Source organism: Alistipes sp. dk3624 (assembly GCF_009557455.1).
In the GTDB taxonomy this organism is placed as follows: domain Bacteria; phylum Bacteroidota; class Bacteroidia; order Bacteroidales; family Rikenellaceae; genus Alistipes_A; species Alistipes_A hominis.
The window spans coordinates 1,556,331-1,578,530 of sequence record NZ_CP045651.1 but is presented as its reverse complement, the minus strand read 5'-3'; the positions used below and the strand labels follow the sequence as shown (position 1 = coordinate 1,578,530).

At 53.6% G+C, this 22,200-nt stretch carries 17 protein-coding genes and 3 tRNA genes; 8 read left to right on the top strand and 12 right to left on the bottom strand.

Going from position 1 to position 22,200, the window contains the following annotated elements:
* Position 1 precedes the first annotated feature (1 nt).
* From GFH31_RS06655 to GFH31_RS06635, 5 genes are all read right to left on the bottom strand, one after another.
* Positions 2 to 73, bottom strand: a tRNA-Glu gene (locus tag GFH31_RS06655).
* Positions 74 to 198: 125 nt separating this feature from the next.
* A complete protein-coding gene (locus GFH31_RS06650; RefSeq protein ID WP_153497652.1) occupies positions 199 to 2,214 on the bottom strand; it encodes a BACON domain-containing protein in 2,016 nt (671 codons plus the stop codon).
* Between the two features lie 208 nt (positions 2,215 to 2,422).
* Positions 2,423 to 4,312 carry a BACON domain-containing protein gene (locus GFH31_RS06645; RefSeq protein ID WP_153497651.1) on the bottom strand — a complete coding sequence of 630 codons (1,890 nt, stop codon included), beginning with the start codon at positions 4,310 to 4,312 and terminating at the stop codon, positions 2,423 to 2,425.
* Between the two features lie 115 nt (positions 4,313 to 4,427).
* Positions 4,428 to 6,011 (bottom strand): hypothetical protein, encoded by a 1,584-nt coding sequence (locus GFH31_RS06640; RefSeq protein WP_145996572.1) that lies wholly within the window; start codon positions 6,009 to 6,011, stop codon positions 4,428 to 4,430.
* Positions 6,012 to 6,063: 52 nt separating this feature from the next.
* A complete protein-coding gene (locus tag GFH31_RS06635; RefSeq protein WP_153497650.1) occupies positions 6,064 to 7,797 on the bottom strand; it encodes a hypothetical protein in 1,734 nt (577 codons plus the stop codon).
* A 482-nt stretch (positions 7,798 to 8,279) separates the two neighbouring features.
* Here GFH31_RS06635 and GFH31_RS06630 point away from each other — a divergent pair, with 482 nt between their 5' ends.
* Positions 8,280 to 10,478 carry a glycosyl hydrolase gene (locus GFH31_RS06630; RefSeq protein WP_055203129.1) on the top strand — a complete coding sequence of 733 codons (2,199 nt, stop codon included), beginning with the start codon at positions 8,280 to 8,282 and terminating at the stop codon, positions 10,476 to 10,478.
* Between the two features lie 149 nt (positions 10,479 to 10,627).
* On the opposite strand, the gene GFH31_RS06625 is transcribed toward GFH31_RS06630, so the two are convergent.
* The 6 genes from GFH31_RS06625 to GFH31_RS06600 all read right to left on the bottom strand — a co-directional run bounded on the left by GFH31_RS06625 (position 10,628) and on the right by GFH31_RS06600 (position 14,550).
* Positions 10,628 to 10,698 (bottom strand) — tRNA-Gln (locus tag GFH31_RS06625).
* Positions 10,699 to 10,725: 27 nt separating this feature from the next.
* Positions 10,726 to 11,439, bottom strand: coding sequence for a tRNA (adenosine(37)-N6)-threonylcarbamoyltransferase complex dimerization subunit type 1 TsaB (gene tsaB / locus GFH31_RS06620; protein WP_118457903.1), 714 nt, complete (start codon positions 11,437 to 11,439; stop codon positions 10,726 to 10,728).
* Positions 11,440 to 11,531: 92 nt separating this feature from the next.
* Complete coding sequence (gene radC / locus GFH31_RS06615; protein ID WP_310648306.1) at positions 11,532 to 12,230, bottom strand: RadC family protein; 699 nt, start codon at positions 12,228 to 12,230, stop codon at positions 11,532 to 11,534.
* Between the two features lie 13 nt (positions 12,231 to 12,243).
* Positions 12,244 to 13,020 (bottom strand): ribonuclease III, encoded by a 777-nt coding sequence (rnc, locus tag GFH31_RS06610; protein WP_055203126.1) that lies wholly within the window; start codon positions 13,018 to 13,020, stop codon positions 12,244 to 12,246.
* Entirely contained in the window at positions 13,020 to 14,267 is a 1,248-nt protein-coding gene (gene fabF / locus GFH31_RS06605; protein WP_055203586.1) for a beta-ketoacyl-ACP synthase II, read from the bottom strand. Before fabF ends, rnc begins: the two co-directional genes overlap by 1 nt.
* 49 nt (positions 14,268 to 14,316) lie before the next feature.
* A complete protein-coding gene (locus tag GFH31_RS06600) occupies positions 14,317 to 14,550 on the bottom strand; it encodes an acyl carrier protein (protein ID WP_055203124.1) in 234 nt (77 codons plus the stop codon).
* Between the two features lie 159 nt (positions 14,551 to 14,709).
* Here GFH31_RS06600 and GFH31_RS06595 point away from each other — a divergent pair, with 159 nt between their 5' ends.
* From GFH31_RS06595 to GFH31_RS06565, 7 genes are all read left to right on the top strand, one after another.
* Positions 14,710 to 15,279, top strand: a complete 570-nt coding sequence (locus tag GFH31_RS06595) for a phosphoribosylglycinamide formyltransferase (RefSeq protein WP_101573503.1) — start codon at positions 14,710 to 14,712, stop codon at positions 15,277 to 15,279.
* Positions 15,280 to 15,305: 26 nt separating this feature from the next.
* Positions 15,306 to 16,007: a dipeptidase PepE gene (pepE, locus tag GFH31_RS06590; protein ID WP_101573501.1), complete on the top strand. Its 702-nt coding sequence runs from the start codon at positions 15,306 to 15,308 to the stop codon at positions 16,005 to 16,007.
* 9 nt (positions 16,008 to 16,016) lie between these two features.
* On the top strand, positions 16,017 to 16,379 hold the full coding sequence (locus GFH31_RS06585; protein WP_055203118.1) for a YraN family protein: 363 nt from the start codon (positions 16,017 to 16,019) through the stop codon (positions 16,377 to 16,379).
* A gap of 88 nt (positions 16,380 to 16,467) precedes the next feature.
* The gene (locus tag GFH31_RS06580) at positions 16,468 to 17,130 is read left to right on the top strand and encodes a Crp/Fnr family transcriptional regulator (protein WP_101573499.1); all 663 of its coding nucleotides are present in this window, start codon (positions 16,468 to 16,470) and stop codon (positions 17,128 to 17,130) included.
* A gap of 6 nt (positions 17,131 to 17,136) precedes the next feature.
* Positions 17,137 to 18,366, top strand: a complete 1,230-nt coding sequence (locus GFH31_RS06575; RefSeq protein WP_101573497.1) for a 3-deoxy-D-manno-octulosonic acid transferase — start codon at positions 17,137 to 17,139, stop codon at positions 18,364 to 18,366.
* Positions 18,367 to 18,415: 49 nt separating this feature from the next.
* Positions 18,416 to 18,486 (top strand) — tRNA-Gln (locus GFH31_RS06570).
* 998 nt (positions 18,487 to 19,484) lie between these two features.
* Positions 19,485 to 20,393 carry a hypothetical protein gene (locus tag GFH31_RS06565; protein WP_153497649.1) on the top strand — a complete coding sequence of 303 codons (909 nt, stop codon included), beginning with the start codon at positions 19,485 to 19,487 and terminating at the stop codon, positions 20,391 to 20,393.
* A gap of 82 nt (positions 20,394 to 20,475) precedes the next feature.
* On the opposite strand, the gene GFH31_RS06560 is transcribed toward GFH31_RS06565, so the two are convergent.
* Positions 20,476 to 22,191, bottom strand: coding sequence for an acyl-CoA dehydrogenase family protein (locus GFH31_RS06560; RefSeq protein WP_153497648.1), 1,716 nt, complete (start codon positions 22,189 to 22,191; stop codon positions 20,476 to 20,478).
* Between the last annotated feature and the right edge of the window lie 9 nt (positions 22,192 to 22,200).

Below are 22,200 nucleotides of genomic sequence, written 5' to 3'. Positions count from 1 at the left end.
GTACTGTATAAGGGAATCGAACCCTTATTTGTAGACTGAGAATCTACCGTCCTAACCGTTAGACGAATACAGCATTATTCGATGCAAAGATAACTAAAAAAATATTTTTGCAAAAAAACGAAATGCATTTTTACATAAAAAGTCCGGAGACTCCCAAACGAAGTCTCCGGACAAACGGATACGATTCTCTCCTACGGCTTACCAGTTCAGTTTCGCCCAGCGGGTATTCCATTTACCCCATGACTCCGGACCAAAATCGAGCGTATAGGCATAACTGATATATTGCTGAACACCGAGTTTTATGTGCCCCTGCTCGTCTCCGCTCCAACCGCAGTTATGCGCGCCCGGCTGCAATCCTTCCCTGATTTCGGCGATCTTCTCAAACTTGATCCCGTCGTCGGACTGCCACAGCACGATGTAACTATTGGCAGACATTCGGGCCGCCGTATGCACGGCCTGGAATTTCCCGATATCCTCCCGGTATTTTACATCGCTGTGATCCGCCCCGCCGATAGCGCCTTTATCCATCGCCGTTCCATGGAACACGAGGTGACCGGGCCAGTTCGGATCGTCGGCCGACGCAGTCGCTACACGCGTGGTAACGCTCTGGTCGTCCCACGAATAATAGAAATAAACCGTATTGTCGAGAACGACTATCGACGGTTCTCCGGCTCCGAAATTCACGGGATTGCCGTCGTAACGGATTACCGGTTGTACGTCCGTTCCGGTTGTCCAGCCGGAACCGTTCCATTTCTCCCACGGCCCGTTCGGGAATTTGGAGCGGGCTACGTAAACATGGTTTTCGACCATCGCTTCATTTTCGGTGGAGGTATATCCGATATAGTAATAACCGCCCCACCGTGCAACTCCCGGATCGCATACGGAAAAATGATCGGACGAAAATTCGGTCGGCAACAGTACCATCTCTTCCTTCGTCCATGTCTTGCCTCCGTCGTCCGAATGCTGGTAAGAAGCCTGATCCCAAAAATTATAACCGCTCGTTTTGTCCACGCTGTACTGCGCCTGCCAGTTCCGGCCGCTCACGACCTGCCCGTTTTTGTAACTGGTAACGCCCGAAACGCTTCCGGTAGCCAGCCAAACGCCCGATTGCTCGGTCAGCCCTTTGGACAGCTCCCACAAATAAGTCCCGGCCGGAAACTTATCGTCGTTGGTCACCCCGATCTTTTCCCCGTCTTTATAATCTTTGAACGTCGCAGTCGCTACCGGCGTCTGTTGAACGACCTGGCTGTAACTCATGCTCGCATCGTCCCACTTGTACAAATTAAAAGTAAAACCGCAGGGCTGCCCGTTCCAATTCGGGCTGGTTACGCTGATACTCCAGAACGGAGTTTTTGCGGTAAACTTCTGTCCGACCGTATTATTGCCGGTAATACCTTGCGCCTCATGCGTTCCGCTCTGATTGAACAGGTAATTCCAATCGCCGTACTGACCGCCGGATGCGGCAAACCACGCATCGATCGAACCGTCGTCATGAATCATGATCGACGGCCCGTAACGGTAAGTGCCGGCCTTATAAATATCCCATCCGTCGGAAATGGTGGGAATATATTTCGCTCCTTGCTTTACGGTAATTTTCGCGCTCAGATCGCTATTTTTGTCTTTGACGAGGACGAAAGCGTACCGAATGGCGTCGGTCTTGTCGAAAGGATCGACTTTCAGATGCAGCACGTCGGTCGACAGGCCTTTCGATCCGACCTGGGTGATCCATTGAACGGTATCGGGGATCTGCACTTCGTAATCGACGTTCTGTTGAAGTTCCACGTCGATCGTTTCGCCGGCAGACGGAACCGTATAAAAATCCTGCGTCAGAATCAGCGCATCTTTCTGTCCGCGCGTCACCGTAACGGTCTCGCTCGCGGTTCCCGCCGTAATGACGACTTCCGCTGAAAAGTCGTCGTACAATTCATAATCTTTTTTTGCCGTAACGGTTATTTTCACATCGCCTGCTTTCCCCGACTCGGGCGATATACTGCACCAGGAGGAAGCTTTCGTGTCGTTTACTTTCGCGCTCCATGCCACATTGGTGGTAAAAGAGATAACCCCGTTCCCTCCGGCCGCCGGTAAATTCACCTCCGGGGAACCGGTAATTTCGATTTTCGGATCCGGCGCAGGATCGTCTTCTCCTTTGTCGCCGCATTGCCAACAGGCGACGGAAACGAACACGATCAAAAAAGCAATTAAATTTTTTTTCATTTTATTAAATTTATATTACAAAAATAACAAATATTTTCGGAGTTTTACCTCGATTATCCGAATCCGACAGGATGAAACGATTCCGATCCATCCCTGACGCTCCTTTCGAAAAATCCGGAACCGACCGTAAAATACCGTAATAAAAAAGCGAAGCCGGATCATTTGATCCGGCTTCGCCAAAAAACTACTAACCTAAATGACTTTTCGATTAATCATTGCTGATAATCTTAAAGTACCATCCCTGAGTACATACATAAGACATGTACTGCGTCTCGCCGGTAACACCCGATGCGTAGCGTGCGGATTTACTACCGTCGAACATTCTTGCATAAGCTACTCCGCCATCGGTAAAGGTCGTACCGTCGTCCGACAGCAGTACACAGGTTTGATTGCTCTTGACATAGGTTGCCGTGAACTGCCCATTGACAAACTTCACGTCCACATCCGTATTGCTGTCGAATGTCCAGGCATCGGCGCTTGCGCTCAACGCAGCGGGCCAGTTGTCTTCGGAGGCAGCCGTACGAACGACCAACTTATTCCCCTTCATGGTATACAAATAAATCTGACCGTTATTCTCAACCACAGATACAGGAACCTCGCTCGCAACCACGGAAGCGTAATCTCCATCTCCCCAAGCAGAGCCGTCCCATTTAGCCCAAGAGTCTTTAATATTCGCAGTACGTGCTAACTTAACGTTGCCACCATCCGCAAAAGCCGCATAATAGTAACCGTCACATTTTACCACACGCAAATCCGTCGGAGAACATTTTTCGAGCCAACTTTCATTCAAAGAGAACACATAACTCTGATCTCTCCAGGTAACACCGCCATCCTTAGTTTCACGGTAAGCCGCACCTGTCTTACTGCCGCTGACATAATAGATGCGTACCTTCGGGCAATTGGACGATACGGCTTGGCCTGCCAAGAATCCCTGGAAACCGTCTTTAGCTCCTGCGGAAGCAGACCAAACTCCCGAACTTTGCTTCGTCGATTGCATTACAACCAGATATTCTCCTGCAGGATAAGTATTACCTTGATCCGCATTCAACAAATTAGGCCAACTATTATCCCCGTATGAAAGATCTTTTTTCTGATTCACGGGGTTGCGTTTAACAGTAGTAGCATAATCCGTATCCCAAACATACAAAGAAGCGGTCATTACTCCGTCTCCATGCTGTTGCGACCAAGTACAACAAGACACCTGCATGTCGGTAAATGGTCCGGCAGCTACGAAACGTACCCCGAATTCTCCATTTGCAGACAAATCAATAGGGCCTTGAGCATCTCCGTTCCACACATGCATTTCTTCCCTGTTAGCGCTGTATTGCTTAAACAGGTAGAATGCATTGAATGCATTTTCGCCCGTCTGCACGACACTCGGAGCCGTCAGATCCGAGCTCGATCCACGCATAATGAAATAACCGAAATCGCCTCTCTGCACGATTTCGATCCGGCGAGTTAGGGTCTCTTCCTTCTCATCGGCAACGATTTCCGTCACATAAACATAACCCGTACGGGCATCCAACGCAGGATTGGACAGAACAGTTACGTTAAAGACCGAATCTTTCATCACCGCCTTGGAATCCGGCACAATGATCCAATCCTTGCAAGCGTCGTCCGCCTCAACGCTGAACGGGCGGTTTGTTTGTACGGTAAGAGCCACCGGTCCGCCGCTTTCGCCCACATTATAAGTGGTTTGCGGCAAGAACATCGCCGACGTAGAAAACTGGGTAACTTTCAACGTTTTGGTTTCTCCTCCCGAAGTGATAACTACCTCGGCTTCGCGGTCGTCGTAATCCGTATTCTCGTCAAGGTTGAGCGTCAGGAACCAATGGCCCGCATTCCCGCTTTTCGGAGAAATCTCCAGCCATTCGTCGTCCACGGTTGCAGGAGCCACTTTGTATTTCACTTCAGCAGTCCAATCTCCCACGGTCGAAAAACCGATTACTTTCTTCCCTCCGATTTTCGCTGATTCGTACTCAGTCAGAGGAAACTTGAAAGAAAGCTCGCCGTCGTCACCATTCTCCTTGTCATCGTTGCATGCACCCAAGAGACCGGTAAGTGATAGACAAGCTATCAAATAGAACAATTTTCTCATAGTTTTTAGGTATTATAATAAAACAGTTATTTGTTAAAAATTCAAATTTCCTTTGAAAAGCGGGGAGCAACCGGTGCACTCCATTAATTGCTCCCCGCTATAATACCGTCAGGTTTTATTCCACGAAAGAATAAGGCACCATCCTGGTCGGCCATGCCGTCTTGGAATACTGTCCGCCGTTCTGATAAATCATCAGGCGGGGAGTCGTCGACGTAATATGGCTCTGCTCGTTGCAGATGAAACGGGCATATTTGGCGCGTACGCGGATATTGTTCGAAAGCACGCCTTTCTGTTCCCATCCCGAGACGCCGTCTTTCGAAACCCATACGACCGAATAACTGTTCACATCCGCGATATTCACGCCGTGTACGGCTTGAAAACAATCCTGATCTTCGATATATCTTACGCTGCAACCATCGATGTTCAGCCCTTTGAAGGCCGTGCGGTCGATTACTTCGCCCTGATCGGTCATAGATGCCGGCCAGTTCGGATCGCTGGCGGCAGCCGTCATCAGCCGAACGTTGTAAATTTTCTGTTCATTGTCGCTGTACGTGTAGTACAGATAGATCTGATCTCCCTTCACGACCAGGCTCGGTTCTCCGGCTCCGAAGAACGTTTCGGTTGCCGAAAGCTCGGCATCGACCGCAGGAGCCGGATCTCCTCCCCACGACGAACCGTTCCATTTTTCCCAGTCTTTTCCGTTGATCGTCGCACTCCGGGCAACAAACACGTTGTTGTCCAGGCTTTCGTCCAGCGTAGCCGACCCGGTATAGGCCATGTAATAGTAATCCCCGACTTTCACGACCGACGGATCCTTGGCATAATATTTATCCGCCTTATCCTTGGTCGGAGCTACCGCAATCACTTCGTCCTCAGACCATACGGCATTGATCGAAGCGGTAGGTGCGCTGTAATAACGAATCTGAGACGAGTATCCGACGTCGCCGGGAGCCGTATATTGAACGGAGTTCTCGTGCCCTGTTATACCGGATGTTTCGCTTCCGTTCACCCAGCAGATCATGCCATTAGCCGTGGCTCCGCCCCAGGCGCCCGGAGTACCTTCGGTTCTCTCCATATACAGCAGATAAGCCCCCATCGGGAATTTAAGACTTCCGGTCGCTTCGGTATAACCTCCGTTATCGGCGTTGAGTTCCAGCCAACCGGCTTCGCCGGCCTGGTCGTAATGCACGAATTCGTAGGTTGCGATCGGCGTACCGGTCAGGGTCGTCTGGTAATTCGTATCCCAGTTGTAAAGAGAGAAACGCATCGACGAATTCGGATTATCCCAGTTCGGACAGTGTACCGCCCAACCGTAAAACGATTGATCGAACATATAGTAAATCGCTCCGTTGCCCCCTTCGCCATGCCAGCCCTTGGCGCCGCCGCCGTCGCCGCTGCCGTTCAGTTTCGTACGCGCCGGCATACTTCCGTTCAGTCCCCCCGGAGTGGAATACCATGCGCTCATCGTACCGTCCGAATTTGCGATCATCGAAGCCGCATAACGGAAATTGTCGTTCGTAGGAGAGTAGATTACCGCCCCGCCATCGGTAATGACAGGTATCCCCGTTTCGACCACCTCTTCCGGGCGGGCATACTTATCCGAGATCGGACTCGGATCGGGCATACTATCACAGCTACTCATCTGTACCAGCAGCAGCGCAACCGCCGACAACTGTGCAATGTAAGTTAACTTTTTCATAATTAAAACTGATTAATGAACATTTAAATTTTAGTATTCGTTTTCGTTTTCGTTATCGGTAATGTAAGTAAGCCGTAACCCATCCGGCCGGATCTTTCCGGAAAAGCTTGAGCATTTCCGCGGCCGGCGTATTGCCCGACCGGTTTTCGGCGAACCCTTTCGCCTGATTGGCGATATCCACCTGCATAATCGCCTCGAAACGATCGATCAAAGCCTGCGGAATAGGATTCCCTTCGACGACATGCTTGCGCATCAAGTGAGCCAGATTCGCTTCGCGGCAGTAGCACCGGATAGCGGTAATCATCTGTTCGAGCACTTCGATATCCTTTATATTTTCCGCCAAATAAGCGGCGTAAGGTTCGTCGTTCACCTGCTGTTGCGCTTTCCGGTAAAGATCGGCCGCCGCCAGCAATTTTTCGGAACTCGTCTCACAGCGCAGTTCGATATCTTCGAAGAACCACGGGTCGAGCGATTCGCTCTCGGTGGTCATAAACAAACTCCGGCGCGTCGATTTCCAACTCGGAGAAGGAGCTACGGCCCCTTCGATATGGGCGACGTCCCAGCGATGGTACACTTCGATCCCGGCCGGATTCTCGGTCAACAACCGGAAACGCCATGTAGCGTCCCACGGGAACACGGCAAGTCCCGTCGCGCTGGCTTCCCAAGCGGAAAGCACATCCGCGGCAGCCGTTCCGAACGGCTCGGCCAACTCCGCCAACGCCTGTTCGTTCGGCACAGCCAGGTCATGCAGTTTGATCCCGGCCATCAACTGATTCGGATCGTAACGGTCGGGAGTAAGTCCGAAATACTCTTTTACGCCCTGGATATTCGGGACATTTCCCACGGCATCCAACTCTTCGGCGACCAGACGCGGCGCGGCGATATGCGTCAGCGGCTGCAACTCCTCGTTAGCGCTGGCCATAAAAATTTCACCGACTACCGGAATGCCGCGTTCGGCGCAAAGCTGCACCGTATTTTTAAACCAGACATCCACCGGCCGGCTCAGTTGTACTTCCGCTATGTTGGAATGCAGAAACATCCCGAAGTTCCGAGTCGGAAGCGACGGAATGCAGGCATAGATCTGTCCCGCGGAAATTTCCCACGGTTCCCACCAGACCATCCCGTCCGGACTCACTTCGGCCCAGGCTCCGGTCAAAGCTTGTAGAAAGGCGGGAATACGTTCGTGCAACGGGATATCCCGGTCGGTCGGGCCGTTTCCGAACTCGTTGGCGACCCATGCGTCTTGATCGAACGTATAAACTTCGATATCGTCCAGCTCGGGAACCTCTTGCTTCAGCCTTTTCAACAACGAAACGTATTTGTCGACGATCTCTTTTTTCTGAATGCTGTTTTTTTCGGTGGCGATGTCGATCAGATCCGGCGTCAGGATCTTATACAGCGAATCGACTCTCGGGGCGCCGAAATGGAACAACGTCCGGAATCCCCATTTTTTGGCGATCCGAGCCCGTTCTTTGATAGCCTGCAAACGCTGATCGGCTTTTTCCCGGCTGCCGATTCCGTCGACATAAAGGATATCCTCCAGATTCAGCGGTTCGTCGGCCGGACGGGCTCCCCAGGCGATGTTCAACTGCAACGTATTATACCCCAGATCCTTGATGGCCTGCATCTGGGACTCGTCGTACCGGATATCAGGATTCGACGGATTGCCGATGATCGCGACCTTGTACCGAAACGGGTCCTTTTGCTGTTGTTTACAGCAGGACACGCCCAGCAGACACAAAACCGACAATACCGCCCAATACAGCCAAGGTCGAGGTTTATTCATAGAGTCGCGTTAATCGTTAAGTCAATAGTTTTCCGGTTATTCCGTTCCGTTCACCAAATGCCGCATATCCCTCGCGGCCAACACGTAATCCCACGGGTTTCCAAAATCGCCAAGGAAAATATTCGTCTCCGCCCCGCTTTCTCCATCGCCTCTTCTTCACCGGAAGACGCACTTCACCCATCCTATTTTCCAGTCCTCTACACCTTAATTTATAGATAACTGGCTGTAAAACGCGTGTAGATACGTAACAAAGATAATAATTCAGTCATAAATAAAAAATTTTTTCCGAGTTTATTTTTACAATTTCAAACATTATTTTTCACGACCATTTTACCAGTCCCGTTAAAAAACGATAGTTTTGACACCGCGCGCGATTGAAAGTTTGCTTTTTCGAAAACAAAAAATCGACTTATAATGTCAAAAATAGCACCTTCGACCCGTTTTTATCCGTTTATTTTGCATTATCCTAAAAATACGATCTTATGAGAACCTTTCGTCTGAGCCTATTGTGCCTGTTTTTTTGCGTTACGGCCGTGGCGCAGGAGCCGTCCGAATTCAAAACTCCCCCTACGAAATTCCGTCCCGATCCGCTATGGTTCTGGAACAATACCGACATTACCAAAGAAGGTATCGACGCCCAAATGCCCGGCTTTCTGGAAAAATGCGGCTACGGAGGATTGGCGATTTTGCCGTTCGGCCCCAATCTGACGCCCAAGTACCTGACCGAAGAGTATTTCGAACGTTATAAATACGCCGTCGAAAAGGCCGCCGAACTGGGGCTGACTCTCTCGCTGTACGACGAATACGGATTCCCGAGCGGCAGCGGCGGAGCGATCAACGCGGACGGAGTTCCCCGGTTTCGGAACCGCTTCCCGAACCTCACGATGAAGCGGCTCGACAAAATCGAAGAAGAAACCCGGGGCGGGGCCACCTACGTCAGCCCGGTCAGTAAAACGGGTCAACTGATGGCCGCCGTGGCCATGAACGCCGACACGAAAGAACGGATCGACCTGTCAGGCAACATCACCGAGGAAACCATCGTCTGGAAAGTACCCGAAGGGAACTGGAAAATCATGCAGTTCGTCTGCGTCGCGGACGACGATCCGAACATGGATTATCTGAGCGAAGAGGCGGCCAAAGCCTACATTTCGATGACGCACGAGGCTTACTACAAACGGATGCCCGAATATTTCGGAAAGACGATCACTTCGACCTTTTTCGACGAACCGACGCTGTACCGCGCGCAGGCCCGTTGCTGGACGCCGACATTCAACGAGACCTACATAAAAAAATACGGCTCCAGCCCGGCGCTGTACTATCCGGCACTCTGGTACGACATCGGCCCGGAAACGCAGGCCGCGCGGAACGCCCTGTTCGGTCTGCGGGCCGAGCTTTACGCAGCGGCTTATCCGAAAGCGGTCAGCGAGTGGAGCAAAGCGCACGGCATCGTTGCGACCGGACATCAGGATAACGAAGAGATCGAAAACCCGGTCGGAACTTCCGCCGACCTGATGAAATGCTTCAAATACCAGGATGTTCCGGGAATCGACAAAATCGGAGGCGACCGGCCGGCCGAGAAATTCTACAAAATAGTCAGCTCGGCGGCCTACAACTGGGATCATTCGCTGGTCATGTCGGAAACCTACGGAGCGATGGGTAACATCCCGTGGGACACCCTCTACAACGTAGCGATGGATCAATACTCAAAGGGGATCAACATGCTGATCCCGCACGCGGTATGGTTCAACGACCGGGACGTTACGTTCGAGCCCGAGCTGTCCCACCGAAACAGGCTGTACAACCAGGGACTGTACGAATTCAACACTTTCCTGGCGCGGCTGAACATGCTGCTGCGCAACGACGACCGCTTCGTCACCGACGTCGCGATGCTGTATCCGATCGAAACGATGCAGGGGGAGCACTACTTCGACGGACCGCTGGGAGCTTACGCGGGAGGCGTGAAGATCCCCGACATGGATTACGTGCAGATCAGCCAGCGGCTGACCAACGAACTCGGCCGCGATTTCCAGTTTCTGCACCCGGAAGTGCTGCAGGACGCCTGCCGAGTCGACAAGAACGGTCTGACACTGGCCAACACGAAACAATACAACACGTTCCGCACGCTGATCGTTCCGTCGTCGAAGACGATCAGCGTCGCGAATCTAGCCAAAATATTGACCTTCTTCGAAGCCGGCGGCCAGGTGATCTTCACAACGCAATTGCCGGTCAAGTCGACCGAGCCGAATGCAGACGCGCAGGTCGTAGCCCTGATGGACAAACTGCTGCCGGAAAAGCTGCGCAGCAGCGGCGAGCCCCATACGAATCCGGCGGGAGGCCGCGTCGTTTTCCTCGCCAAGCCCGGTGCCGATGCATTGCGCAACGCGCTGGCCCGTCCGTCGGAAACGTTCGACGTGGAATTTCCCGAAGGCATCGTACCGATGCGCTACATCCATAAAGAGCGCGCCGGAAAAGACATTTATTATTTTGCGAACCTCAACGGGAAAGCGTTCGATTCCGCCGTCGCGCTGCGCGGCAAAAAACGCTACGAACTCTGGAATCCGCATACCGGCGAAGTCACCGCTTTACAGCCGGAATACGCCAAAAAAGGAAAAGACCGGGTCAGCCTGGTAAGACTCCGCGTGGAGCCTTCGCAATCGGTATTCCTGGTCGAAACGAAATAAACCCAACTTCACTTAACCCAAACTTAACCTTTTTCGGGGAACCGCAGGGATCGTTTACAGCGATCCCTGCGGCCTTTTACGGACACGAGAAAAATCCTGATTCCACCCAGGTACAAAAAAAGGAAGCCCTGAAAAGAGCTTCCTTTCTGTTGACCCACCTGGATTCGAACCAAGAAAGGCAGAACCAGAATCTGCAGTGTTACCATTACACCATGGGTCAATGATTATTTTTACGGTGCAAATGTAATCAAAATATTTTTTTTGACGAACAATTTACGACAAAATTTTTCAGATAAAATGGTTCGAAGTAGGCCGTATCTTCGAATTTCTTCGCCGCAAAGGCCTTGAAAGCCGGTTTGACCAGTCCGCGAGCCGAAGGAGTGACCTCCGCAAAATGTACGCCCGGCTCGGTAAACAGCTCCCGGCTCTTCGCCGCGCCATTCCCGAACACCAGCAATCCGCCCTTTTCGGTACGTTGTTCCAGAAAACTTTCGGGCGTGACGATATGCGCCGTCACTTCCGAGAGCGGCTTCGCCGCCGCATCGAACAACTGGCAGTATACCTCCATCCGGCGGGCGTCGATCATCGGCAGCAACTTCATGTTCCGCATATCGTCCACGCCGAGAATCCCCGCATCGAAATCTTCCAGAGCAACGTGAACCAGCGCCTCGAGGCTGTTCACGGCGATCAGCGGAATCCCGGCGCCGTAACAGATTCCCTTAGCCAGCGAGACGGCGATCCGCAGCCCCGTATACGAACCCGGCCCCTTGCCGACCGCCACCGCATCCAGATCTCCCGCATCCAGGTCATGTTCCTGCAATACTTCCTGCACGTAAACGGCCAGGTTCTGCGCATGCTGTCTTCCTTCGAGATTCTCAAGCAGCGAAAGCAATTCGCCGTTTTTGGCCAGCGCCACCGAACCTACGTCCGTCCCCGCTTCTATACATAAAATAAGTGCCATTTTTCTGCCGTTTGGAAATGCAAAGTAAATGAATTTCGATCAAAAGCGCACCGCTCTTCCGTAAATAAAAACATGCGTTGCGCACCGGACTCCTACGGATTCGGCCGTTTATCGAAAAAGCCGTGACTGCGGAAACTGTAACAAGGCCCCGCCGTAACGATGATATGATCGAGCAGCGTAATGTCGAACAGCGAAGCCGCCAGATCGACCCGACCGGTCAGGGCTTTGTCTTCGTCGCTCGGCAGTTCGTTTCCCGACGGATGATTGTGCACCAGTACCAGCGCATTCGCCAGTTTTTCGACGGCCCGCTTGACGATCAGCCGGTGATCCACGACGGTAGCAGAAACGCCCCCCTGGCTGACCCGCATCCGGTCGATCACCCGGTTCGAAGCATTGAGATAAACCGCCCAGAACTCTTCGTAAGGCAACGCGCCGAGCTGCGGCTGGAACATCGCGACGATATCCTGATCGGTACGCACCGAATCGATCTGTTGTCCCTCTTCGATCCGAAGCCTGCGCCCCAGTTCCAGCGCGGCGGCAACCGTGGCGGCTCTGCGGATACCGAGCCCTCCCACCATGCGCAGGGCCGGCAAATCGCAACGTTCCATCCGGGCAAGGCTTCCGCCGAAGTGCGCCAGCAATCGCTCCGCCAGCCCGACGGCCGAATCCCCGGCATCGCCGTCCCGAAGCAGAATGCTCAGCAATTCGGCATCCGACAGCGCAGACGGTCCTTGCGCAACCAGTTTTTCGCGCACCTGTTTGTCCGTAACCGATGAAATATCCCGCATCATTCCGTTTATAACGTCATTCGCCGTCCGAACCTCCGGCTGCCTCGGAAAGCACCGATTCCCCCAGCCGTTCCAGCCGACGGATCGCCTCCTGACACGCCCGCTGTTCAGACTCCTTTTTACTGTCTCCCTCCCCGTCGCCGGACGGTCGGCCGTCCACCAAAACGGTCGTCCGAAAATGAGGCGATTTGGCCGTATACGACGCGCTGGGCGCCGAATCGAACTGCAAGCGTTTCCGGTTTTTCTGACTCCATTCGATCAAACGGCTCTTAAAATCGGTCTCCTGCTCGGACATATCGTCCAGATCGACGTATTTCCGCAGAATCCCGTTGATAAAAAGCCGGTTCGAAAAATCGTATCCCTTGTCGAGGTAAACCGCTCCCATCATTGCTTCGAGCGTATCCCCGTACAGGTGTTTCTGGGCAAAGCCGTTGCCGCCCTGGGCGATCACGTACCGGTCGAGCCCGATCTCGATCGCCAGCCGGTTCAGCGACGAACGCCGGACGATTCGCGAACGCAACCGAGACAGAAATCCCTCGTCCGCCTCGGGAAACTCGATGAACAGGAAATCCGATACGATCGACTCGATCACCGCGTCGCCGAGGAATTCAAGCCGTTCGTTATTGATCGGGGCCCCGTCGTCCAGAAACAAGGAAGCTGACCTGTGAATCAAGGCCAGCTTATAGAGTTCTATATTATTCGGACGAAGCCCGAAAATAGTTTTCAGCATTCGATAATATGCCTTATCCCTGCCGTAACGCAGCCTGAAATAAGACTGTATCGTTCCAAACATTACATCTTTTTGAGTACGACCGTCGAGTTGTGTCCGCCGAAACCGAACGTGTTGCTCAGCGCGCACTTCACATCGCGTTTCTGGGCGACGTTGAGCGTCAGGTTGAGCTTCGGATCGATATTCGGATCGAGGTTTTCGTTGTTGATCGTCGGAGGCACGATCCCTTTGGTCAGGGCCATCACGCAAGCCAGCGCTTCGATCGAACCGGCGGCGCCCAGCAGGTGCCCGGTCATCGACTTCGTGGAGCTGATGTTCAGGTTGTAAATGTGGTCTCCGAACGCGGCGAACAATCCTTTGATCTCGGCTATGTCGCCTACCGGAGTGGACGTTCCGTGCACATTCACGTAATCGATGTCCTCAACTTTCAGCCCCGCATCCGCAACGGCGTCGAGCATGGACTTTTTCGCGCCTTTCCCTTCCGGATCGGGAGCGGTCAGGTGGTAAGCATCGGCGCTCATGCCGCCGCCGGCTACCTCGGCATAGATTTTGGCCCCGCGGGCAACGGCATGCTCGTACTCTTCGAGCAGCAACGCTCCGGCGCCTTCTCCGATCACGAACCCGTCGCGATCGGCATCGAACGGCCGCGAAGCTTTCTGCGGGTCGTCGTTGCGGGTCGAGAGGGCCTGCATCGAATTGAAACCTCCGACTCCCGGAGGGTTGATCGCGGCCTCGGAACCTCCCGTGAGAATCATGTCCGCCTTGCCCCAGCGAATGTAATTCAACGAATCGATCATCGCATGGTTCGACGAAGCGCAGGCCGAAACCGTACAATAGTTCGGGCCCCGGAAACCGTATTTCATCGAAATGTGGCCGGCAGCCAGATCCGCAATCATCTTAGGTATGAAGAAAGGGCTATATCGCGGAATGAAACCTCCCTCGACATAGCTCTTTACCTCTTGGTAGAATGTTTCCAATCCACCTATACCCGATCCCCAGATAACTCCCACGCGTTCGAGGTCGAGCTTTTCGGGCTCGATCCCCGAGTCCTGCACCGCCTGTTCGGCGGCGATCAACGCATACTGCGAATAGAGGTCGTATTTACGCACCTCCTTGCGATCGAAGAAGTTATTCGGTTCGTAACCTTTGAGTTCGCAGGCAAATTTTGTCTTGAAGTTAGAAGGGTCAAAATGAGTAATAGGTCCTGCTCCGCTTACACCTTTTTCAAGATTAGTGAAGTACTCCTCAATGCTGTTACCTAAGGGGTTAATGGTACCTATCCCCGTAATCACAACTCTTCTCTGTTTCATAAAATACAACAAATTCGTTTGACAAACGCCCTGTCTCAAAGGCTCTTAATTATTTCTTGGCAGAAATGTAGTTAATAGCATCACCTACGGTGGTGATCTTTTCAGCATCTTCGTCCGGAATCGAAATCTCGAATTCCTTTTCGAATTCCATGATCAATTCCACGGTGTCCAGCGAATCCGCGCCCAGGTCATTGGTAAAGCTTGCGGCGGGAACAACTTCAGCAGCATCAACGCCGAGCTTGTCAACGATGATCTCAACCACTTTTGATGAAACGTCTGACATAATCAAATTAGTTTAAGTTTAACAATTGTGTTTATTCCAAAAATAACTTTATATTTCAAAGCCAAATTTTTGCAAAAGTAACACTTTTTCGATTATTTTTGATAATTCTTTCTTTTTTTTACGGATACGACACGTTAACTATCGCATAAAAATCTAAAAATGAAGAAAATAGCCATTTTCGCATCCGGGTCGGGTTCCAACGCGGAAAACATCGCCGGCTACTTCGCCGCCGGAAATACGGCCCGCGTCGAACTGATATTGACCAACAGACCGGATGCCAAAGTGCTCCGCCGCGCCGAGAAACTGCAGATCGAATCGGTCGTATTCGACCGGGACACCTTCTATAATAGCGACCGGATCGTCGTGCTGATGCGCCGGCGGCAGATCGATTACGTCGTATTGGCCGGATTCTTGTGGCTGGTACCCGAAAACCTGCTGACCGCTTACCCGAACCGGATCGTGAACATCCATCCGGCCCTGCTGCCGCGCCACGGCGGCAAGGGTATGTACGGAGACCGGGTGCACCGCGCGGTCGTGGAGGCCGGAGACCGGGAAACAGGAATCACGATCCACCGCGTCAACGAGCGCTACGACAGCGGCGACATCCTGGCTCAGTACCGCGTGCCGGTAACCGAAACCGATACGCCGGAGACGGTAGCGGCCAAAGTCCACGCGCTGGAATACGAGCACTTTCCGGCAGAAATAGAAAAAGAGATCGCCCGATTGTAAAGGCGTCTCGTAAAACACAGTATATCATGCGTCTACTGCTTATCAGTAATTCGACCAATGCCGGCGAAGGGTTTCTCGAATATCCGGTCGGACAGATCCGGGAGTTCCTGGGCCCTGTCCGGGAAGTGCTGTTCATCCCTTACGCCGCCGTTACGTTCTCTTACGACGACTACCAGAGCAAAGTACAGGCACGATTTTCGGAACTGGGCGTCGAGGTGCGTTCCGTACACCGCGAAAGCAACCCGGCCCGCGCCGTGCGTGCGGCCGAAGCGGTCGTCGTCGGCGGCGGTAACACGTTCGCGCTGATCCGGGCCATGCAGCAACAGGGCCTCGTGCAGGCAATCCGCGAACGGGCCTTCGACGGTATGCCCTATATCGGATGGAGCGCCGGCAGCAACGTGGCCTGTCCGACAATCTGCACCACGAACGACATGCCGATCGTCGAACCGGCGTCGTTCATCGCCGCCGGACTGGTCAAATTCCAGATCAATCCGCATTATACGGACGCCCATCCCGACGGTCATGCCGGCGAAACCCGCGAACAGCGCATTCTGGAATACATCGCTGCGAATCCGGAAACTTACGTCGCCGGACTGCGCGAAGGGTGCATGTTGCGGGTCGAAGGCGACCGGCTGTCGTTGATCGGCAACCGCCCGATGCGGATCTTCCGTTGCGGGACGCAGCCGTTCGAGGTGCATCCGGACGAAGACCTGAGTTTTCTGATGTAACTTCGCGGCATGTCGTCGATACGTATCGGACAACGCGGCGAGGAGATCGCCGCCCGCTTTCTCCTTTCGGAAGGTTTCGACCTGCTGCACCGCAACTGGCGCAGCGGCCGTTACGAGCTGGACATTGTCGCCCGTAAAGAGGGCGTGTTGCACATCGTGGAAGTGAAATCCCGGAAGGCGGACGGACTGACCGCGCCCGAAGAGGCCATGACCCGGAAAAAATTCAACGCGCTGTTCCGGGCCGCACAGCAATACGTCGCCCTGTACCGGATCGACGCGGATACGCAGTTCGACTTAATCGCCGTCGACCTGCTGCCCGATTCCACGCACCGGCTGCGCTACATTCCGAACGCGATGGTTCCGCGCTGGTAACCGCCGATCTGCCGAAACCGCTTGGCGGAATGAAGAAAAAGTAGTAACTTCACGCATTATTAGAGAACCTTTTAAATCTGTGAAGGATATGTATGCGATATTGGCTCAGTGCCCGCTGTTCAGAGGTCTGACGGCGGAACAGATCGGGGAAACGATCGGTGAAAGGGGCGAATTCTCCCTGACCGAATACAAGGATAAAGACTGCATCGCCCACCGGGATACCGCCTATTCGGGCCTGATGATCATCCTGAAAGGACGGGTGCACGGAGAGATGGTTTCGGGCGGCAAAACGATCGTGGTAGACCCGATCGAGGCTCCGCAGTTGATCGCCCCCGCTTTCCTGTTCGGCGGTTACAACAAACTGCCGATCGACGTGATCGCCGACGGCGACGTAACGATCATGACGCTGCACCGGGGCTATATTTTCGAATTGATGCAGGCCAACGTGCTGATTATGTCGAACTTTATCGACATCATTTCGAACCGCGCCAACGTCTGGTCGAAAAAAATCTTTTTCCTGTCGTTCCGGTCGCTGAAAGAGAAAGTCGCCACTTACCTGCTGGAACACACTTCCGAAGAATCCGGCTCGGTACCGGTGCCCGACATCCGCGAAATCGCCGAATATTTCGACGCCACGCGCAGCGCGCTGCAAACCGTACTCATGGAACTGGAAAAGAAACACCTGATCCGATCCGAAGCGTCGTCGATTGCCGTACTGAACCGCAAAGGGCTGCGGGATATTCTCAAATAACGACCGATGCGGCTGCTCTACAACTCTGGCATCTATTTGACAAACGCCGCGATACGGCTTGCCGCCCTGTTCAACCCCAAAGCGCGACTCTGGGTGCGGGGACGGAAGGGCATTTTCGACAAACTGGCCCGGACGGTGGACTCCGGAGCCGACATCGCATGGTTCCATGCCGCTTCGCTCGGCGAATTCGAACAGGGACGGCCGGTGATCGAAGCGTTCCGCAAAGCGTGTCCGGGTTACAAGATACTGGTCACCTTCTTTTCTCCGTCCGGCTACGAGATCCGCAAAAACTACCCCGGAGCCGACTACATCTTTTACCTGCCGCCCGACACCCCGCGCAACGTGCGCCGTTTCATGGCGATCGTGCGGCCTAAAATCGCCGTTTTCGTCAAATACGAATTCTGGGTCAACTACCTGCTGGCGATGAAACGGGCGGGCACGAAACTCTACTTGATCTCGTCGATATTCCGCGACGGACAGATTTTCTTCCGTCCTTACGGCGGACTTTTCCGCAGCGCGCTGAGAGCTTTCCGGCATATCTTCGTCCAAAACGACTCTTCGCGAAATTTGCTGAAAAGCATCGGCATCGAGCAGGTCAGTGTGGCGGGCGACACCCGCTTCGACCGGGTATACGAAATCGCGCAGCAAGCGAAACGGCTACCCGAAATCGAACGGTTCGCGGCAGACGCTCCGGTATTTATCGCTGGCAGCACATGGCCGCCCGACGAAGAATTGTTAGTGGGATTGATCGAACGGTATCCGGACGTGAAATTCATCGTCGCGCCGCACGAAATCGATCCCGCACGGATCGAAAAGTTCTGCGAGCGTATTTCCCGCCCGGCGCTGCGCTACACGCAGCTGACTCCGCAAAGCGACCTCGCCGCAGCGGGCGTCCTGTTCGTCGATACGATCGGGATCCTGTCGTCCGTCTACCGCTACGGCCGCTGGGGATACATCGGCGGAGGTTTCGGCGCCGGGATACACAATACGCTGGAAGCGGCCACCTTTGGACTGCCGCTGGCTTTCGGACCCCGTTACGGGAAATTCAGGGAGGCACGCGATCTGGTGACGCTGCGCGGTGCGGCGAGTATCGCCTCGGCGGAAGAACTGGAACGATGGTTCGCAGGCCTGCACGACGATCCGGACGCCACGGGACGCAGCGGAACGATTTGCAAGGAGTATGTATTGCAGCACAAAGGAGCTACCGCCCGGATCATGGACGAAATTTGCAGATAAAAATTTCTTGCACTATATTTGTCGCTCAAATCCGGTTCTGAAATAAGTTTGACCCATGGTGTAATGGTAACACAGCAGATTTTGGTTCTGTCGTTCCAGGTTCGAATCCTGGTGGGTCAACAAGACTACATCGTAAACGCTTAACTTTTAACGAGTTGAGCGTTTATTCTTTTAACGGGTACAACATAGGTAAAACATTGCATTTTTGCGTCTTTTTAAAGATATTTATATGTATATCAACCGAATATGTTTATAAATATATAGAATTAGTTTCATAACTTCTGCCTACTATTTTATGCGAACCATGTGTCCCGTCCGTACTCCGGTACCGACCGGCCGCAAGGTCAACTTCGGGCATCCGCCCCGCGACAGGTTATCCCATATTCTGTTTTTATCTGCCGGTTTGTATACTCGGGAATTAAAATTTTGTATCTTTGCTCTTGCGAATCATATATTTATTAATTGTTACTATGGTGCTCGATAAAGCAACCAATTTAAAAAGGTATGCGCAGAGCTGTTGGGGTTTAGCGACCCGCGAATGGCACTTTATTGAGCCTGTAACAAGGGGATATATGGTTCGCAACTGCGCATTTTTTATTTTATGCGAACCATGTATCCCGTCCGTACTCCGGTACCGACCAGCCGCAAGGCCAACTCTGGGCATCCGCCCCGCGACAGGTTATCCCATATTCTGTTTTTATCTGCCGGTTTGTATACTCGGAAATTAAAATTTCGTACCTTTGCTCTTGCGAACAACATTATATAAAATCATTTTCACGAAATGGTTTCAGAGTGCAACATACTTAAACAAAGTATGCGCAGAGCCGTTGGGGTTCAGCGACCCGCGAATGGCACACTTTGGAACCTGAAAATGGGGATAATGTTGTTCGCAGCTGCGCATATTTTTTATTTATGCGAACAACATTATCCGTCTGTACTCCGGTACCGACCAGCCGCAAGGCCAACTCCGGGCATCCGCCCCGTGACAGGTTATCCCGTTTCCGTTTTTATCTGTTGATCTGACAAATGCCTGTCGGTCAATACTTGATTCGCTTCGCCGCAGTCCGTGCGCGGCAAGGCCGGAACCTTTATTCCCTAAACTTTTAAAATTGATAAAAATGGAAACGATACCGAATTTTTTACAGAAACAGGATTTTTTGCAGGAAAATTTATTCCGGGATGCGGACGAACAATCCGCCGAACAAGCGGTCGGACAACCTGCGGTCGCTGCGAGTTACGATCCCGGCGAGCTCGGCCGGATCGTCCGGACGATCCGGCAGGCGGTCGATCCCGAACGGGTCGTTCTGTTCGGCTCGCTGGCCGGTGCGATGCCGTTCAGCGAAATGGCGGCTTACGACCTGCTGGTCGTTACCCCGATGCATCCCACGATGGAATGGCTCGACCTGCACGGTTACCTCAAATTTAAATATCCTACCAGGAGTCGGGCGATCTCTTTCATCAACCTGCACCTGTATTCGGCAGCCGAGGCCGCCGGCAAAATGAAATGGTTTTACCGCATGGCGTTGTCCGAAGGGAAGGTGCTGTACAGCCGGGAAACGGTCGTCCGGAATCCCTGCAATTACGAGAAATTTTATTTCGCGGCGCTCGACCGTTACGAGTTGTTTTCGGGGCAGGCCGGGGGATTCCTTGCGGCCGCCGGGCGGAGCCTTGCAGCCGGGGATTTCCGGCAGACGGCGTTCCTGACCGCCTGCGCTGCCGAAATGCTGCTGCATGCGCTCTACGGCGTTTATTACGCCGCAGATACCGACCTGCACACGCTGACGACGCTGCTGCTGCGTATGCGGACGATCTCGCCCGAGTTGTACCTGCTGCTCGATCCCGAACAGACCTCCAACAGCCGGATGCTGAGCCGGCTGGACGTATACCGCAGGGATGCGCTTTTCCTGTTCCGGTGCGGCCCGTGCCGGGCCGAGATCGGCGGATACGTCGAACGGACGCAGAAAATGAAGGAACTGATCGAACGGCTGTGTAAAGCGCGTCTCGCGCTTTACAATGAACGCCGCTGACCGTGAAGTTTGAATAGAAGCGGGGCCTCCGGGAAATCTTCACGATTCCCGGAGGCCCCGCCCGTTAAACGGGATATGGAAATCAGAGCTCCTCTTCCTTGACGGCGGAGATCAGATCCAGATCGGCCAGCGTCGAACTTTCGATGTAGCGTGCCGCCGCGCTGTTCTGAGCCTCTGCGTATTTCACGTAGAGTTCCGCGGAGTTGCGGTAGTCTTCCACTTCGCCGGCCTGGCGCATCAGCAGGTAGCTGATGATGATGTGCGCGGCCATCTCCACCATGCGGCGGGCATGGAAGTCGATAAACTCGTTGTTCTCGGCCGAAACGACCTTTTGGACGCTCTGTTCGTACTGTTCGCGCAGGGCGACCAGCTTTTCGTGCAGGTGTTTCTGTTCGTAGGTCTGGGCCTCGTATTCCTTGATCTGGGCGAGGTAGGTGCCCGTGGTGACGTGGCGGATCGCCGCAACGACCTGCAACTGCGAAGTGCCCTCGTAAATGTTCGTGATACGCGCGTCGCGGTAAATGCGCTCGATCGGGTAGTCTTTCATGTAGCCCGAGCCGCCGAAAATCTGGATCGCATCGTAGGCCAGCGAGTTGCAGTATTCGCTGCTCATCAGCTTCAGCATCGGCGTGAAGGCGTCCGCAAGCCGGGTGTAGGCTTTCATCTCGGCGCGTTCTTCCGGCGTGAGCTTGCGGTCGTGGCTGATGTGGGTGAGGTCTTTGTAGATCTCTACGAAACGGGTCGTCTCGTACAGCATCGCGCGCGATCCCTGCAGTTTGGCCTTCATGTTCGCCAGCAGTTCGCGGATTGCCGGGAATTCGATGATCGCCTTGCCGAACTGCTGGCGTTCGCGGGCGTATTTCAACGCTTCGCGGTAAGCGGCTTCCGACAGGCCGGTCGATTGCGCGCCGATGCCCAGACGGGCTGCGTTCATCAGCGACATCACGTATTTGATCAGCCCCATCTTCCGGTCGCCGACCAGTTCGGCCGGGGCGTTCGTGAAGACCAACTCGCAGGTCGGCGAACCTTTGATACCGAGTTTATTCTCGATGCGGCGCACCTTTACGGCCATGTGGTTGCGGTCGTAAACGAACATCGACAGTCCGCGCGCGTCGGCCGTTCCCTCTTCCGAACGGGCCAGCACCAGCGAGATGTGTCCGTCGCCGTTGGTGATGAACCGTTTCACGCCGTTCAGCAACCAAGTCCCTTTCGCTTCGTCCCAGTGGGCCTTCAGCATTACGGCCTGCAGGTCGCTGCCGGCGTCGGGCTCGGTCAGATCCATCGCGCAGGTTTCGCCCCGCGATACGCGCGGCAGGTATTTCGCTTTGATCTCTTCCGAAGCAAACTCGTTCAGCGTTTCGGCGCAGTCCTGCAAACCCCAGATGTTTTCGAATCCGGCGTCGGCGCGGGCTACCATTTCGTTCGCCATCACGAAGTAGATCAGCGGAAAGTTCAGTCCTTCGTACTTGCGCGGCAGCGTCAGGCCGAACAGACCGGCTTTGTTCAGCGCCTCGATGTTCCGGGCCGTTCCCGGGGCATAGACCACATGGTCGTCCACCACCTTCGGGCCGTCGTGGTCGACGCCTTCGGCATTCGGGGCGATCACGTCGCCGCAGACCTCGCCGATGATCTCCATCACGCGGCGGTAGCTGTCCTGCGCGTCCTCGAAATCGGTCGGCGCATAATCGTATAAATCTTTGTCGGCATAGCCTTTCTCCTTGAGTTCCACGATCCGCTTCATCAACGGATGGTTCATGTGGTACTGGAGGTCTTTATTGTCTAAAAAGAAATTAGCCATCGTTTATTG

Excerpts from the sequence above, each read along its gene's own strand:
- GFH31_RS06650 (WP_153497652.1), bottom strand. The coding sequence starts at position 2,214 with ATGAAAAAAAATTTAATTGCTTTTTTGATCGTGTTCGTTTCCGTCGCC.
- GFH31_RS06645 (WP_153497651.1), bottom strand. The coding sequence starts at position 4,312 with ATGAGAAAATTGTTCTATTTGATAGCTTGTCTATCACTTACCGGTCTC.
- GFH31_RS06640 (WP_145996572.1), bottom strand. The coding sequence starts at position 6,011 with ATGAAAAAGTTAACTTACATTGCACAGTTGTCGGCGGTTGCGCTGCTG.
- GFH31_RS06635 (WP_153497650.1), bottom strand. The coding sequence starts at position 7,797 with ATGAATAAACCTCGACCTTGGCTGTATTGGGCGGTATTGTCGGTTTTG.
- GFH31_RS06630 (WP_055203129.1), top strand. The coding sequence starts at position 8,280 with ATGAGAACCTTTCGTCTGAGCCTATTGTGCCTGTTTTTTTGCGTTACG.
- tsaB (WP_118457903.1), bottom strand. The coding sequence starts at position 11,439 with ATGGCACTTATTTTATGTATAGAAGCGGGGACGGACGTAGGTTCGGTG.
- radC (WP_310648306.1), bottom strand. The coding sequence starts at position 12,230 with ATGATGCGGGATATTTCATCGGTTACGGACAAACAGGTGCGCGAAAAA.
- rnc (WP_055203126.1), bottom strand. The coding sequence starts at position 13,020 with ATGTTTGGAACGATACAGTCTTATTTCAGGCTGCGTTACGGCAGGGAT.
- fabF (WP_055203586.1), bottom strand. The coding sequence starts at position 14,267 with ATGAAACAGAGAAGAGTTGTGATTACGGGGATAGGTACCATTAACCCC.
- GFH31_RS06600 (WP_055203124.1), bottom strand. The coding sequence starts at position 14,550 with ATGTCAGACGTTTCATCAAAAGTGGTTGAGATCATCGTTGACAAGCTC.
- GFH31_RS06595 (WP_101573503.1), top strand. The coding sequence starts at position 14,710 with ATGAAGAAAATAGCCATTTTCGCATCCGGGTCGGGTTCCAACGCGGAA.
- pepE (WP_101573501.1), top strand. The coding sequence starts at position 15,306 with ATGCGTCTACTGCTTATCAGTAATTCGACCAATGCCGGCGAAGGGTTT.
- GFH31_RS06585 (WP_055203118.1), top strand. The coding sequence starts at position 16,017 with ATGTCGTCGATACGTATCGGACAACGCGGCGAGGAGATCGCCGCCCGC.
- GFH31_RS06580 (WP_101573499.1), top strand. The coding sequence starts at position 16,468 with ATGTATGCGATATTGGCTCAGTGCCCGCTGTTCAGAGGTCTGACGGCG.
- GFH31_RS06575 (WP_101573497.1), top strand. The coding sequence starts at position 17,137 with ATGCGGCTGCTCTACAACTCTGGCATCTATTTGACAAACGCCGCGATA.
- GFH31_RS06565 (WP_153497649.1), top strand. The coding sequence starts at position 19,485 with ATGGAAACGATACCGAATTTTTTACAGAAACAGGATTTTTTGCAGGAA.
- GFH31_RS06560 (WP_153497648.1), bottom strand. The coding sequence starts at position 22,191 with ATGGCTAATTTCTTTTTAGACAATAAAGACCTCCAGTACCACATGAAC.